15 protein-coding genes are annotated in these 14,211 nt (G+C 73.8%); 11 read left to right on the plus strand and 4 right to left on the minus strand.

What is annotated here, in order from left to right:
- Nucleotides 1-173 precede the first annotated feature (173 nt).
- Nucleotides 174-1,358, plus strand: a complete 1,185-nt coding sequence (locus tag ACFY32_RS08760; protein WP_359193287.1) for a MarP family serine protease — start codon at nt 174-176, stop codon at nt 1,356-1,358.
- A 7-nt stretch (nt 1,359-1,365) separates the two neighbouring features.
- Here the strand turns inward: ACFY32_RS08760 and ACFY32_RS08765 are convergent, their stop codons facing one another.
- Entirely contained in the window at nt 1,366-1,854 is a 489-nt protein-coding gene (locus tag ACFY32_RS08765) for a GNAT family N-acetyltransferase (protein WP_359193290.1), read from the minus strand.
- A gap of 71 nt (nt 1,855-1,925) precedes the next feature.
- Here ACFY32_RS08765 and ACFY32_RS08770 point away from each other — a divergent pair, with 71 nt between their 5' ends.
- The gene (locus tag ACFY32_RS08770; RefSeq protein ID WP_359193292.1) at nt 1,926-2,834 is read left to right on the plus strand and encodes a TIGR01777 family oxidoreductase; all 909 of its coding nucleotides are present in this window, start codon (nt 1,926-1,928) and stop codon (nt 2,832-2,834) included.
- 295 nt (nt 2,835-3,129) lie between these two features.
- Nucleotides 3,130-4,554, plus strand: a complete 1,425-nt coding sequence (locus ACFY32_RS08775; RefSeq protein WP_359193295.1) for an NAD(P)/FAD-dependent oxidoreductase — start codon at nt 3,130-3,132, stop codon at nt 4,552-4,554.
- Between the two features lie 54 nt (nt 4,555-4,608).
- Here ACFY32_RS08775 and ACFY32_RS08780 read toward each other — a convergent pair whose 3' ends face one another.
- Nucleotides 4,609-6,072, minus strand: a complete 1,464-nt coding sequence (locus tag ACFY32_RS08780; RefSeq protein WP_359193298.1) for a regulator — start codon at nt 6,070-6,072, stop codon at nt 4,609-4,611.
- 252 nt (nt 6,073-6,324) lie between these two features.
- Here ACFY32_RS08780 and lipB point away from each other — a divergent pair, with 252 nt between their 5' ends.
- From lipB to ACFY32_RS08800, 4 genes are all read left to right on the plus strand, one after another.
- Nucleotides 6,325-7,143 carry a lipoyl(octanoyl) transferase LipB gene (gene lipB, locus ACFY32_RS08785; protein ID WP_390673765.1) on the plus strand — a complete coding sequence of 273 codons (819 nt, stop codon included), beginning with the start codon at nt 6,325-6,327 and terminating at the stop codon, nt 7,141-7,143.
- Between the two features lie 126 nt (nt 7,144-7,269).
- The gene (gene lipA, locus ACFY32_RS08790; protein WP_390673766.1) at nt 7,270-8,235 is read left to right on the plus strand and encodes a lipoyl synthase; all 966 of its coding nucleotides are present in this window, start codon (nt 7,270-7,272) and stop codon (nt 8,233-8,235) included.
- A gap of 265 nt (nt 8,236-8,500) precedes the next feature.
- Nucleotides 8,501-8,701 carry a hypothetical protein gene (locus ACFY32_RS08795; RefSeq protein ID WP_390673767.1) on the plus strand — a complete coding sequence of 67 codons (201 nt, stop codon included), beginning with the start codon at nt 8,501-8,503 and terminating at the stop codon, nt 8,699-8,701.
- A gap of 70 nt (nt 8,702-8,771) precedes the next feature.
- Nucleotides 8,772-9,476: a DUF4191 domain-containing protein gene (locus ACFY32_RS08800; protein WP_359193309.1), complete on the plus strand. Its 705-nt coding sequence runs from the start codon at nt 8,772-8,774 to the stop codon at nt 9,474-9,476.
- Nucleotides 9,477-9,605: 129 nt separating this feature from the next.
- Here ACFY32_RS08800 and ACFY32_RS08805 read toward each other — a convergent pair whose 3' ends face one another.
- Nucleotides 9,606-10,073 (minus strand): RDD family protein, encoded by a 468-nt coding sequence (locus tag ACFY32_RS08805; RefSeq protein WP_359204933.1) that lies wholly within the window; start codon nt 10,071-10,073, stop codon nt 9,606-9,608.
- A 209-nt stretch (nt 10,074-10,282) separates the two neighbouring features.
- On the opposite strand from ACFY32_RS08805, the gene glnA reads away from it, so the two are divergent.
- From glnA to ACFY32_RS08825, 4 genes are all read left to right on the plus strand, one after another.
- Entirely contained in the window at nt 10,283-11,692 is a 1,410-nt protein-coding gene (gene glnA / locus ACFY32_RS08810; protein WP_359204936.1) for a type I glutamate--ammonia ligase, read from the plus strand.
- 136 nt (nt 11,693-11,828) lie between these two features.
- Complete coding sequence (locus ACFY32_RS08815; RefSeq protein ID WP_359204938.1) at nt 11,829-12,086, plus strand: hypothetical protein; 258 nt, start codon at nt 11,829-11,831, stop codon at nt 12,084-12,086.
- A 99-nt stretch (nt 12,087-12,185) separates the two neighbouring features.
- The gene (gene htpX, locus ACFY32_RS08820; RefSeq protein ID WP_390673768.1) at nt 12,186-13,103 is read left to right on the plus strand and encodes a zinc metalloprotease HtpX; all 918 of its coding nucleotides are present in this window, start codon (nt 12,186-12,188) and stop codon (nt 13,101-13,103) included.
- A gap of 2 nt (nt 13,104-13,105) precedes the next feature.
- Nucleotides 13,106-13,678, plus strand: coding sequence for a hypothetical protein (locus ACFY32_RS08825; protein WP_390673769.1), 573 nt, complete (start codon nt 13,106-13,108; stop codon nt 13,676-13,678).
- Between the two features lie 16 nt (nt 13,679-13,694).
- Here the strand turns inward: ACFY32_RS08825 and ACFY32_RS08830 are convergent, their stop codons facing one another.
- The gene (locus ACFY32_RS08830) at nt 13,695-13,997 is read right to left on the minus strand and encodes a hypothetical protein (protein ID WP_390673770.1); all 303 of its coding nucleotides are present in this window, start codon (nt 13,995-13,997) and stop codon (nt 13,695-13,697) included.
- Between the last annotated feature and the right edge of the window lie 214 nt (nt 13,998-14,211).

Genomic DNA, 14,211 nt, shown 5'->3' on the forward strand with positions numbered 1-14,211 from the left:
TGCGCGACGTGTGGGGTGCCACCCGGTGGAACCATCGTCCCGGTCCGCGACGTTCTCCCGGATGACCGCGGTGCCGGGCCGCCCGCCGGCCCGTCGCCCGGCACCGGCTGATCACCGGGCCCGTCGCGTGCGTACCCGAGGGTCCCGAAGGGTCCGAGAGAAAGGCGGCTCGTGTGGGCCTGCTCGACATCCCGCTGGCGCTGCTGGTCCTGGCCTACGCGGCGTCGGGGTACCGGCGCGGACTGGTGGCCGGCTGTGTCTCGCTCGCCGGGTTCGTGGGCGGCGCGGTGGTCGGCGTGTGGCTGCTGCCGTGGGTGGTGGACCTGGTGGCGCCGGGGACGACCGGGGCGACGGTGGCGGCGGTGCTCACGGTGGTGGTCCCGGCGGCGCTGGGCCACGAACTGGCGGGGAGGCTGGCGCTGAGGCTGCGGCGGGAGCTGGACGCCGGGCCGCTCAGGGTGGCCGACGGCGTCGGCGGCGCGGCGGCCAACGCGGCGGCGGTGCTGGTCGTGGCGTGGGTGGCGGCGAGCGTCCTGGCGGCGTCCTCGTCGCCGCCGGTCGCCTCGGCGATCCGGGACTCCAGGCTGCTGGGCGGGGTGCAGCGGGCGATGCCGGACACCACCCCGGGGTGGTTCGCGCGAGCCACCTCGGCGCTGGCGGAGGCCGGGTTCCCGCAGGTCTTCAACCCCTTCGAGGCGGAGGCGACGGCGGAGGTCGCCGAGCCCTCGGGGGACAGCGTCACGGCGGCGGCCACCGACGCGGCCAGGTCGAGCACGGTCAAGGTCGAGGGCGTCACGGGCACGCAGGGGCGCGAGGGCAGCGGGTTCGTGTACGCGCGGGAGCGGGTGATGACCAACGCCCACGTGGTCGCCGGAATCGACGACCCGACCGTGCGAGTGGGCGGCGTGGGACCGGCGTACGAGGCGCGGGTGGTGCTGTTCGACCCGGAGCAGGACGTGGCCGTGCTGTACGTGCCGGGGCTGGAGGCGCCCGTCCTGCGCTTCGACGACGACGCCGGGCGGGGCGCGGCGGCGGTGGTCGCGGGCTATCCGCAAGACGGCGACCTGGACCTCAGGGCGGCGACGGTGGCCGGCCGGGTGCGGGCGACGGGGCAGAACATCTACCGCGACGGGACGGTCACCCGGGAAATCTACTCCATACGGTCCACGGTCCGGCCGGGCAATTCCGGCGGGCCGCTGCTGACCACCGACGGCCGGGTGTTCGGTGTGGTGTTCGCCCGCTCCACCTCCGACGCCGGGACGGGCTATGTGCTGACGGCGGCGGAGGTGGCGCCGCAGGCGCGGCGCGCGGCCGGGGCGACGGCCGCGGTGGACACCGGCGTGCCGGTGACGGCCTGACGGCGGGTCAGGTCAGGGACCGGCCCATGAGGACGTCGTCGACGTACTCGCCGTCGAGGTGGAACTCCTCGGGCTGGACGCCCTCGACGACGAAGCCCTCGGACTCGTAGAGCTTGCGGGCGGCGGTGTTGTGACCGAGGACGCGCAGGGTGAGGCGGCGGGCGCCCAGGCGCCGGGCCTCCTCGACGGCGGCGCGCAGCAGCGCCCGCCCGGCGCCCCGGCCGCGGGCGGCGTCGGCGACGGCGAGGCCGTGGATCTGCCGGACGTGCGCGTTGGAGGCGAGGGGGGTGGGCAAGCCGAGGCGGACGTAGCCGACGACGGTGCCGTCCAGTTCGGCCACGAGGTGGGCGCCGGGCCCGGACCGCTCGCTGAAGAAGGGGGCGTCCGGCTCCGGCCGCGGGGAGACGGCGTGCTGGTAGGACCAGGTCTCGCGGTCGAGGCGGGCGAGCGCCGGCTCGTCGTCGGGCCGGGCGTGACGTATGTACGGGGCGGGCATGACGGTCACTGTACGACGCGGGCGGCGCGGGCCGGCCGGGGTTTTTCCCGCCCGCGCGGCAGGATGGGCGCATGGCTCCTTCCCGCACTCCCTCCCGTATCGCGGTGGCCGGCGCGTCCGGTCTGATCGGCAGCGCGCTGGCGCGTTCCCTGGCGGCCGACGGCCACGAGGTGGTGCGCCTGGTGCGGCGCGCGCCCCGGGACGCGGGCGAGGTGCGGTGGGACCCCGGGCGGGGGCGGGTGGACGCGGCCGGGCTCGCGGGCTGCGAGGCGGTGGTGAACCTGGCGGGGGCCGGGATCGGCGACCGGCGCTGGACGGCGGCGTACAAGAAGCTCCTCGTGGACAGCCGGGTCCAGGGCACGGCGGCGCTGGCCCGCGCGGTGGCCGGCCTGGACCGGCCGCCGCGGGTCTTCGTGAACGGCAGCGCGATCGGCTACTACGGGGAGACCGGCGACCGCGCGGTGGACGAGCGGGCGCCCGCGGGCGAGGGGTTCCTGCCGGAGCTGTGCGTGGCGTGGGAGGCCGCCGCGGCCCCCGCCCGTGAGGCGGGCGTGCGCACGGTGTTCGCCCGGACCGGGCTGGTCGTCGCCCGGGGCGGTGGGGCCTGGGGGAAGCTGTTCCCGCTGTTCCGGGCGGGGCTCGGGGGGAGGCTGGGCGACGGGCGGCAGTACTGGTCGTTCATCGCGCTGCACGACGAGGTGGCCGCGCTCCGGCACCTGCTGGAGCGCGAGGACCTGTCCGGCCCGTTCGACCTGACCGCCCCGCACCCGCTGACCAACCGTGAGATCACCGTGGCCATGGGGCGCGTACTGCACCGGCCGGCGCCCTTCGCGGTGCCCGCGCCGGTGCTGCGCGCGGTGCTGGGCGAGCTGGCCGGGGACGTGCTGGGCAGCGCCCGGGTGCTGCCGACGCGCCTGCTGGAGTCGGGGTTCCGGTTCGCGTTCCCGGAGATCGACGGGGCGATCCGGGCGGCGCTGTGACCGGTCGGCCGTCCGGCCGGCCGCCCGGCCGCGACGGGGCGCTTCGAGGGACTCGGGCGAGGCGCCCGGCCCGTCGGCGCGCCCTCCCACCGCGGCGTCGCGCCGCACGCGGCACCCCGCCCTCCCCCGCGCGCACGGCACGGACGGCATGCGACCGTCGTGCGACCGTGCCCTGTCTCCGCGCGGCTCCTCCGCACCGAACACGTCCCCCTACGCTCGGTCCGAACTCGGGTATTCCGGAAGCGAGTTGGGGGCATCACGTCTCCAGCGGCCGCGCAACCTCGAGGAGGGGCACGTGCTTGAGCCCACGTTCCAGGCGGACGTCGTCGTCGTGGGGGCCGGGGTCGCCGGGCTCTCCGCGGCGCACCGGCTGACCAGTCAGGGGGTGTCGACGGTGGTCCTGGAGGCCGCCCGTACGGTGGGCGGGCGGATGGCCACCGAGAAGGTCGACGGCTTCCGGCTCGACCGGATCGGGCAGTTGATCCCGATGTCGTGTCCCGAACTGCGGGACGCGCCGGGCCTGGACGGCCTCACGCTCCGGCCGTTCGCCCCGGGGGTGCTGCTGCACAGCGAGGGGCGCCACCACCGGGCGGGCGCCCCCGCGGGCGCCGGGGGCACACGGAGCGCACTTCACGCGGTACGCGCCCTGGCGAGCGCCCCCAGGGGGGTGCCGGGCCCGCGCCCGCCGGTCCCGCTGTCCGGGCGGCCCGGTCCGCTCCCCCGGGCCGCCGGGCGGCAGGCGGCGGCGTACCGGGGCCGGGCGGGGGCCCCGCTGGGCACCGCCGTCGACCAGGCCCGGCTGAGCGCCGCCCTGACCCGGCTCGCGGCGACGCCGGTCACCCGGCTGCTGGCCCGCCCGGAACTGCCCGCGGCGCAGGCCCTGTCCCTGCGCGGGCTGCCCGCCCGCACGATCGACGGCTTCCTGCGTCCGCTGCTCGCCGCCCTGCTGTGCGACCCGGAGCTGACCACGTCCAGCCGGTGCGCCGACCTGGCCCTGCGGGCCTTCGCCGGCGGGCGGCTGGGCGTACCGGAGGGCGGCGCGGAGGCGCTGCCGGAGCTGCTGGCGCGGACCCTGCCGCCGGGCACGGTGCGCACCGGCGTACGGGCCACGGCGGTGGCGACCAACGCGGTGACCACGGCCGAGCACGGCGTCTTCCGCTGCCGCGCGGTGCTGGTGGCCACCGGCGCCCGCGCCGCCGCCGCGCTGCTGCCGGGCCTGCGGGTGCCGGACTTCCACCCGGTGACGGTGGTCCACCACGCGACGGAGGAGCCGCCGGCCACCGGCCGGGCACTGCTGCTCGACGCCGACCGCGGCGGCCCGGTCGCCCGCACGGCGGTGGTCAGCCAGGTGGACCCGACCCGGGCCCCGGCCGGCCGCGCCCTGGTCTCCTCCACCGTCCTCGGCCCGCCGCCGCCGGACGTCGACACCGCCGTACGCACCCACCTGGCCCGGCTGTACGGCGCCCCGACCGCGCGCTGGGAGACCCTCGCGGTGCACCACACCGCCGAGGCGGTCCCGGCGATGCGCCCGCCGCACGATCCGCGCCGTCCGGTACGGCTGCTGGCGGGACTGTACGTCTGCGGCGACCACCGGGACACCAGCACCGTCCAGGGCGCCCTGCGCTCCGCCCACCGGGCCGCCGCGGCCATCCTGGCCGACCTGGGCGCGAACGGCTCGATGCACAGAGCGGACCCGTCGCCCGCGACACGCGCGGCCTGAGTCCGGCCGCCCCGGCCGCACGGGCGCGACCAGCCGCGACCGGACCCGGAACGCCTACCCCAACGCGGCCACCTTGTCCCGGTAGGACCGGACCGGCGCGGCGTCCCGGTACGGCTCCAGCCGCCGCTCGAAGTCCCGGACGTACTCCACCGCCCGCACCGACCGCATGTCGGCGGCCTGCGCGGCGGCCTCCGCCCCGAGCTGGCACGCCGACTCCAGCTCCCCGAGCCCGAGCCGGGCCGTGGCGAGGACGACCCGGCTGAACAGCCGGCTGCGGGCGTAGCCGGCCGCCCGCAGTTGCAGGGAGCGCTCCGCGTGCTGCGCGGCGGCGCGGTACTGCTGGAGGTCGCGGTGGCAGTGCCCGAACTCGTCGGCCAGTTGCGCCTCGTCGAAGAACCGCGCCCAGTACGGGACCTCGTCCCCGGGGCGGACGGTCTCCATGGACCGCTCGGCCCGGATGAGCGCGGCGGTGCAGGCCCGGACCTCGCCGAGGACGGCGTGCCCGCGCGCCTCGCAGGCGTGCAGCAGCGTCTGCACCACGGGCGGCGCGCTGCCGCCGACCCCCTGCTGGGCGACCCGGGCGAGCTGCACCGCCTCGCGGCCGTGCCCGAGGTAGACGGCCTGCCGGCTCATGGTGACCAGCACGTACGAGCCGTAGGCCCGGTCCCCGGCGGCCTGGGCGAGCCGGAGCGCCTGCACGAAGTAGCGCTGGGCGAGCCCGTGCGCGGCGATGTCGTACGAGGTCCAGCCGGCGAGCCGGGTGAGGTCGGCGGCGGCGGCGAACAGGCGGCGGCCGGTCTGCTCGCCGTAGGTGCCGCGCAGCATCGGTTCCAGTTCGTGTTCGAGGTAGCGGACGAGGGCCTGGCGGGCGTGTCCGCCGCCGTACCGGTCGTCCAGGGAGCGGAACAGCTCGCCGACCGAGCGCAGCGCCGCGAGGTCGCCGGCGCTGACCCGGACGCCGGGGCCGCGTTCGGCGGGCAGCCGGCGCCGCGAGAGGTCGGCGGGGGCCGGGTACCGGGGCGGTCCGGGGCGGCCCTGCGCCGGGACCCGGGCGGGGGGCTCGGCGCGGGCCACCTTGTCGTCGGGGCGGCCGATCAGCCAGTCCCGGCTGGGCACCACCAGCCCGGCCGGGGTGAACGCGATCTTGCGGAGTTCGGCGTGGCTGCCGGAGTCCTTGCGCCACAGGCCGCTGACGATGTCGACGGCCTCCTCGGGGGTGGCGGCGAACTCCAGCCCCGCGTAGACGGGGGCGCAGGCGTCCAGGCCGAGGTCCTGGGCGGTGAGGCGGCGGCCGAGGCGCCGGGTGAAGACCTCGGCGATCAGCGCGGGGGTGGTGCCGCGGGGCTGCTGGCCGCGCAGCCATCGGGTGACGGACGTCTTGTCGTATCTCAGGTCCAGTCCGTGTTCGAGGCCGAGCTGGTCGACGCGACGCGCTAAACCCGCGTTGGAGAACCCAGCCTCGGCGATGAGCGCGGCGAGCTGGCGGTTGGGGGTGCGCTGCGCGGGTCGTTCCGTCATGGTGCGGTGCGGTCTCCTGCCTTCCGGTGTGCGAAGTGCCCTGATTGCCTGTGAGCAGCCCTTATGGCCTGGCCGTCGGCGCGAATGTAGCGGAGAGTAAGCACCTCATCACATACTTTGCCCCGTATTCATCCGATCGTGTGAGGATTGCGTGCGCGCTGACCGACCGGGCGCCCGGCCCGGTCCGGGCGCCCGGTCGTACAGTGGCGTAGGCACGATTCGTGCCTTACGACGTCCAGGGAGGCGCTTGCCGTGGGTGAGTTGCGGTTCGTCCGTATGGGATTCGGTGCGGAGTCGGTCGAGTACCAGGAGGCGTGGGACGAGCAGCGCCGGGTGCACGCGGCCCGCTTCGCCGACGAGGTCCCCGACACCGTGCTGCTCCTCGAACACCCGCCGGTCTACACCGCCGGCCGGCGCACGGCGGACAGCGAGCGCCCCCTCGACGGCACGCCCGTGATCGACGTGGACCGCGGCGGCAAGATCACCTGGCACGGCCCCGGCCAGCTCGTCGGCTACCCCATCCAGAAGCTCCCCCGCCCGGTGGACGTCGTCGCCCACGTACGGCGCCTGGAGGAGGCCCTGATCCGCACCTGCGCGGAGTTCGGCCTGGAGACCACCCGGGTCGAGGGCCGCAGCGGCGTCTGGGTCCTCGGCGACCCGGTCGAACAGCGCCCCTCCCCCGGCGGCCTCTCCCTCGACTTCGACCCCCGCCTCGCCGACGAGGAGTTCGACCCCCGGCTCGACGGCCCGGAGTACGCCCCCTCCAACGCGGGCCAGCGCCGCGAGGACCGCAAGATCGCCGCGATCGGCATCCGGGTCGCCAAGGGCGTCACGATGCACGGCTTCGCGCTCAACGTGAACCCGGACAACAAGTGGTTCGACAAGATCATCCCGTGTGGCATCCGCGACGCGGGCGTCGCCTCACTCGCCGGTGAACTGGGCCGCGAGGTGACCGTCGAGGAGGTCCTGCCGGTGGTCGAACGCCACCTGCGGGACGTCCTGGAGCACGCGGACCTCAAGCCCCGGGAGATCGCACGCGCGCCGGAGCCCGTCGGCCCGTCCGGCGTCTGAGGACCAGGCCCGTCCGGGGACGGGAGCCCGGGGGCTGCGGCCCCCGGGCGCCGACACCCGCACGGGGTATCAGAACCACGGGCGTACCCTTGGGGACGCCGATGAATCAACGCTAGGGAGCCGGTCGTGTCCGCAGTCGCACCCGACGGACGCAAGATGCTGCGCCTGGAGGTCCGCAACAGCCAGACCCCCATCGAGCGCAAGCCCGAGTGGATCAAGACCCGGGCGAAAATGGGCCCCGAGTACACCAAGATGCAGAACCTGGTGAAGGGCGAGGGCCTGCACACGGTCTGCCAGGAAGCCGGCTGCCCCAACATCTACGAGTGCTGGGAGGACCGCGAGGCGACCTTCCTCATCGGCGGCGACCAGTGCACCCGGCGCTGCGACTTCTGCCAGATCGACACCGGCAAGCCCGAGGCGCTGGACCGCGACGAGCCGCGGCGCGTGGGCGAGTCCGTGGTCACCATGGACCTGAACTACGCCACCATCACCGGCGTCGCCCGCGACGACCTGGCGGACGGCGGCGCCTGGCTGTACGCCGAGACCGTGCGCCAGATCCACCAGCAGACCGCGGACCGCGCCGAGGGCCGGACCAAGGTCGAGCTGCTGGCCCCCGACTTCAACGCGGTGCCCGAGCAGCTCGCCGAGGTCTTCGCCTCCCGCCCCGAGGTCTTCGCGCACAACGTCGAGACGGTCCCGCGGATCTTCAAGCGCATCCGCCCCGGCTTCCGCTACGAGCGCTCCCTGAAGGTCATCACCGAGGCCCGCGACTACGGCCTGGTCACCAAGTCCAACCTGATCCTGGGCATGGGCGAGACCCGCGAGGAGGTCAGCGAGGCGCTCAAGCAGTTGCACGACGCGGGCTGCGAGCTGGTGACCATCACGCAGTACCTGCGCCCGTCGGTGCGCCACCACCCGGTGGAGCGCTGGGTCAAGCCGCACGAGTTCGTGGAGCTGAAGGAGGAGGCCGAGCAGATCGGCTTCTCCGGCGTGATGTCCGGTCCGCTGGTCCGCTCCTCCTACCGGGCCGGCCGGCTCTACCAGATGGCCGTCGAGAAGCGCGGCGCGTTCGTCGCCGCCCAGGCCGTCTGAGCCCGGCGGCCGCAGGCGCCGCCCGGCCCGCGTGTGAATTCACGCACAAGAACCTACCGACCGGTACCGGCCGGTACGACGCGGTCCCGACCGTCCTCGCAGATGAGGACACCGGTCGGGGCCGCGTCGCCGTTCGGGGCCCCGGTACCGGGGCTTCATGGGTGTTTGACCGGTGAGTCACGTCCTGGTAACACCGAACAGTGACGCTGGACTTACGCCACGTACATCCTTGCCCAACGCCGTTTTCCCGAGGGGGACCCCCGCCATGCAGGCCGCGCCCGTACGCGCCACCGCGATCCCGTCGTTCACCGTCGCCCTGCGCGCCGTCGAGTCACTGCTGATGAGCGGTGGCCAGCGCACCGCCCGTCGCAACGCCTGGAACTCCGTCCTGGAGGACCGCCGCCGCGCCAAGGACCGGGGCGAGGCCGAGCGCGTCCTCGGCCAGAGCCTCTCCGCCCGCCTCTGAACTCCGAGCGGTCCGCCGCCGACGGGCACTGCCTTCGTGGGCGCCGCGGGAGCCACGTAGACTTCACCGCATGGCGAGGAAGGACAACGCGGCGGACGCCGCGAACCCCGGGCGACTGAAGCAGATCGCTCTGACCTACAAGATGACCCGCAAGGTCGACAAGAAGATCGGTCTTGTACTCGCGGCTGTCGGCATCATCGTCTTCGGTGTCTTCCTCGCGATCGGTTTCTTGATCGGTCACCCCATCTATCTCGGCATCCTGGGCCTGCTGCTCGCCTTCCTCGCGACGGCGATCGTGTTCGGGCGCCGGGCCGAGCGGGCGGCCTTCGGGCAGATGGAGGGACAGCCGGGCGCCGCCGCCGCGGTCCTGGACAACATCGGCCGGGGCTGGACGACCACCCCGGCGGTGGCGATGAACCGCAACCAGGACGTGGTGCACCGCGCGGTCGGCAAGGCCGGCATCGTGCTGGTCGCGGAGGGCAACCCGAACCGGGTGAAGGCCCTGCTGGCCGCCGAGAAGCGGAAGATGAACCGGATCGTCGCCGACGTCCCCGTGCACGTCCTGATCGTGGGCACCGGCGAGGACCAGGTCGACCTGAAGAAGCTGCGCACCACCATGCTGAAGCTCCCCCGCGTGCTGACCGGCCCGCAGGTCACCGCGACCAACGACCGGCTGCGCGCCCTCGGCGACCTGATGAGCAACATGCCGCTGCCGAAGGGCCCGATGCCCAAGGGCATGCGGATGCCGAAGGGCGGCGGCCAGCGCCCGCGCTGACCCCCGTGACCGATACGCCGATGGGGGCGCCCCGGACCTGAAGGAGTCCGGGGCGCCCCCATCGGCGTATCGGCGGTGGGTACGGGGCTCAGAGCGGTGTACGGGGCTCAGATCCGTGTGTCACGGGGCTCAGATCCGCACCTCGACCGTGCGGGCCAGCCGGTCGTGCAGGCCGCGGCCGTCCCGGTCCCAGATCAGCGCGGGGACCGCGAGGCAGAGCAGCGCCGAGCGCAGCAGGGCGCGCAGCGGGCTGACCCGGCCGGTGCCCAGGTCGATCACGCGCAGCCCGAAGAAGCGCTTGCCCGGGGTGAAGCCCAGGGTGCCGACGGTCAGGACGCTGAGGACGAAGAAGATGAGCAGCGCCCAGTTGGAGGTCGCCTGGCCGTAGCCGTCGGTGATCAGCCCGTATGCGATCAGCAGGCACAGGGCCCAGTCGACGGCCAGGGCGCCCAGCCGCCTGCCCGGACCGGCGATCGAACCCGGCCCCTCCGCCGGCAGGCCGAGGTCCTCGCCCCGGTGTCCGAAGTCCGCGCCGGCGTCCTCCATGGCCGCCCGGGGCCCGGAGAGCCACGATCCGATTGCTTGCCTCTTGTCCACCCGTACACGGTACTGCGCCCGTTTCGGACCGGTGTCGACCGGGGTGGCGCGGGGCTACCGTGGAAAGAGGCCGGTTAACTTCTGTGAAACAAATGGGTCACGCCCGAGAAATCACGCGTCCCTAGGGTCGAGGACAGCGTGTGCCACCCGCACTGGCAGCACGAACGATCTACCACCCCGGCGGGACGGTCGGGAGTAGGAGGAGCTGGATGTTCCAGAACGCCGACGAGGCCAAGAAGTACATCGCGGACGAGGACGTCAAGTTCGTCGACGTCCGCTTCTGCGACCTGCCGGGCGTCATGCAGCACTTCACGTTGCCCGCCGAGGCGTTCGACCCCGACGACGAGCAGGCCTTCGACGGGTCCTCGATCCGCGGCTTCCAGGCCATCCACGAGTCGGACATGTCCCTGCGCCCCGACCTGTCCACCGCGCGCCTCGACCCGTTCCGCCGGGACAAGACCCTCAACATCAACTTCTTCATCCACGACCCGATCACGGGCGAGCAGTACTCCCGCGACCCGCGGAACGTGGCGAAGAAGGCCGAGGCCTACCTCGCCTCCACCGGCATCGCCGACACGGCGTTCTTCGGTCCCGAGGCCGAGTTCTACGTCTTCGACTCCGTCCGCTTCGCCACCAGCGCGAACGAGTCCTTCTACCACATCGACTCCGAGGCCGGCGCCTGGAACACCGGTGCTCTGGAGGACAACCGCGGTTACAAGGTCCGCTACAAGGGCGGCTACTTCCCGGTCCCGCCGGTCGACCACTTCGCCGACCTGCGCGCCGAGATCTCCCTGGAGCTGGAGCGGTCCGGCCTGAAGGTCGAGCGCCAGCACCACGAGGTGGGCACCGCCGGCCAGGCCGAGATCAACTACAAGTTCAACACGCTGCTCGCCGCCGCGGACGACCTCCAGCTCTTCAAGTACATCGTGAAGAACGTGGCCTGGAAGAACGGCAAGACGGCGACCTTCATGCCGAAGCCGATCTTCGGTGACAACGGCTCGGGCATGCACGTCCACCAGTCGCTGTGGAGCAACGGCGAGCCGCTGTTCTACGACGAGCAGGGCTACGCCGGCCTGTCGGACACCGCCCGCTACTACATCGGCGGCATCCTCAAGCACGCCCCGTCGCTGCTGGCCTTCACCAACCCGACGGTGAACTCCTACCACCGCCTGGTGCCGGGCTTCGAGGCCCCGGTGAACCTGGTCTACTCGCAGCGCAACCGCTCCGCCGCGATGCGCATCCCGATCACGGGCTCGAACCCGAAGGCCAAGCGCGTCGAGTTCCGCGCCCCGGACGCCTCCGGCAACCCGTACCTGGCCTTCTCGGCGCTGCTGCTGGCGGGCCTGGACGGCATTAAGAACAAGATCGAGCCGGCCGAGCCGATCGACAAGGACCTCTACGAGCTGGCTCCCGAGGAGCACGCGGGCGTCGCGCAGGTCCCGACCTCCCTCGGCGCCGTCCTCGACCGCCTCGAAGCCGACCACGAGTTCCTCCTCCAGGGCGACGTCTTCACGCCGGACCTGATCGAGACCTGGATCGACTTCAAGCGCGCGAACGAGATCGCCCCGCTGCAGTTGCGTCCGCACCCGCACGAGTTCGAGCTGTACTTCGACGTGTGACCGGACCCTGAGCCGGACCGGCGGCCCTCGCTCCCCCTCCCGGGGGGGCGGGGGCCGCTGTCGTGTACACGGAAGGACCGGGTTCCTGGTTTACTGACACGGTTGTTCGATCAGGGAACGGGGAGAGGGACCGGACATGTCCGAACGGGACGACCAGCAGCGGGAGTTCGACCTGAGGTGGGCCGACGCGGCCGAGCACAAGGAGCCCTCCGCACGGGCCCGGATGCTGGCCGCCCGCTGGAAGGAGAACCCGCCCGCGCCCGTCCCCTTCCGCGCCGACCCCGGCCCGGTGCGCCCCCGCCGCTCCTCCTGGGTCTCCACCGCCGTGGTCCTCGGCTGCGTCGCGGGCGTGATCCTCCTCCTCGGCTACATCGAGTTCCGGGCCCCTTACTAGGCGGCCTTTGCCCCTTCGGGGGACGGTCACGACCCGTTCATGGGCCGTCCCGGGTGCACACTGGACCGAGGGGGACGAGCTGATCGCGGGGTGATGTGGATGCGCGGCCGCTTCGAGACCGACCGGCGACTGACCGTGCGCATGGCGGTCACCCTGTTCCTGCTCGGGCTGCTGTACGTGGCCTTCGTCGCCGCGCTGATCGCGCTGCTGAAGTCCTGGGTGCTGGTCGTGGTGATCGCGGCGGCGGCGCTCGGCGCGCAGTACTGGTTCTCCGACCGGATCGCGCTGTACGCGATGCGCGGGCGGGTCGTGGAGCGGTCGGAGTATCCCGTGCTGCACGGGGTGGTGGACCGGCTGAGCGCGCTGGCCGGGCTGCCCGAGCCGGCGGTCGCCGTCGCGGACACCGACCTGCCCAACGCCTTCGCGACCGGGCGCAGCGCCGATCACGCCGTGGTCTGCGTGACCACCGGGCTGCTGCGCAGGCTGGAGCCGGACGAGCTGGAGGGCGTGCTCGCGCACGAGCTGTCGCACGTGGCGCACAAGGACGTCGCCGTGATCACGGTGGCGTCGTTCCTCGGGGTGATCGCCGGGCTGGTCGTGCGGTTCGCGTTCTACTCGCAGGTGTTCGGCGGGGCCCGCCGGGACCAGAACACGGCCGCGGTGTTCGCGGGCGTGATGGGCGTCTCGGCGGCGGTGTACGCGCTGAGCTTCCTGCTGATCCGGGCGCTGTCGCGGTACCGGGAGCTGGCGGCGGACCGGGCCGCGGCGCTGCTGACCGGGCGGCCCTCGGCACTGGCGGCGGCGCTGACCAAGGTCTCCGGGGACATCGCCCGGATTCCGACCAGGGACCTGCGGACGGCCCAGGCGTTCAACGCGTTCTACTTCACCCCGGCGTTCGGCGCCGAGCCCGGTATCGCCCGGGTCTTCTCCACCCACCCGAGCCTGGAGCAGCGGCTCGACCAACTGGCCCGGATCTCCGCCCGACTGGGCGAGGCGGCGCCGCCCGGGAGGTCCTGACCATGGGGCTGCTGGACATCCTGCTGGGGCGGAGCAGACCCGCCGCCCCCGACCTGGACCGGCTGTTCGCGCTGCCGTCGGCGGCGGTGCCGCTGGAGGCGGCCACCGGGCTGACGCCCACCGGGCGGGGCGCGGTGTGCTTCGCCACCGTCGAGGGCGCCGCCTTCGACCAGACCCACCGGGAGGTCCGGGCGCTGCTGGACGCGGACGGTTCACCGGTGGACCTGAGCCGGGACGAGTACGGCTACTCCTGGCTGGTCTCGCGCCGCGACCCCGACCGCCTGGCGGACCTGGTCAACGACCTGCACGCGGTGAACAGCGCCATGGAGGTCAACGGCTCCGGGCCGCAACTGCTGTGCTCGCTCGCCGTCTTCGCGGACCCGGACGGGCGGAGGCTGGCGCTGGTCTACCTCTACAAGCGGGGCACCTTCTACCCGTTCGCGCCGCTGCCCGGTGCGGGGGAGCGGCGCGACAACCCGCTGGAGCTGCGGGTACGGGCGGCGCTCGACGGGGAGCTGCCCGTGGAGCGGGAGCTGAACCGGTGGTTCCCGCTGTGGGGGGCGCCCGGCCTGTGACCGGCCGCCCCCGCGCTCACCTGGTCTTCTGCCGCTCCTGGCGGCGGGCCTCGAAGGGCCGCTCCCGGCGGTAGCGGCGCTCCCAGCGGGCCTGCCGGTCGCGGCGCTCACGGTAGGCCCGGTACGAGGTCGGCGTACCGCCGCCGGCCGGTGTCCCGGTCCCGGTCCCGGTCCCGGTCGCCGAGGAGGACCCGGCCGAGCCGCCCCGGCCCAGGCGGACGTACAGGCCGAGCAGCGCGACGGCGGCGAGCCACCAGATCGGGTCCCCGAATCCCAGGACCACCAGGACGACGGTCCCGGACAGCACGATCGTGACCATGTGACCATCACCTGCCTTCCGTGGGCGGAGGAGAAACCGTTCGGCGCCGGCCCGTCCAGCGTAGGGACGCGGCGGTGCGCGCCGCACCCGCATTTCCGGGCCGGACGGGCGCCGGGGCCCGTTGATGCTCCTATTGCTGTCAAGCGGTTTGCAGCCAGTCGCGGTAGGCGTAGGTGAGGTCGTCGTCTCTGCTGAGACCTCGTTCGAGTCTGGA

Origin of the sequence: Streptomyces sp. NPDC000134 (assembly GCF_042899225.1) — a bacterium.
Taxonomy (GTDB): Bacteria; Actinomycetota; Actinomycetes; order Streptomycetales; family Streptomycetaceae; genus Streptomyces.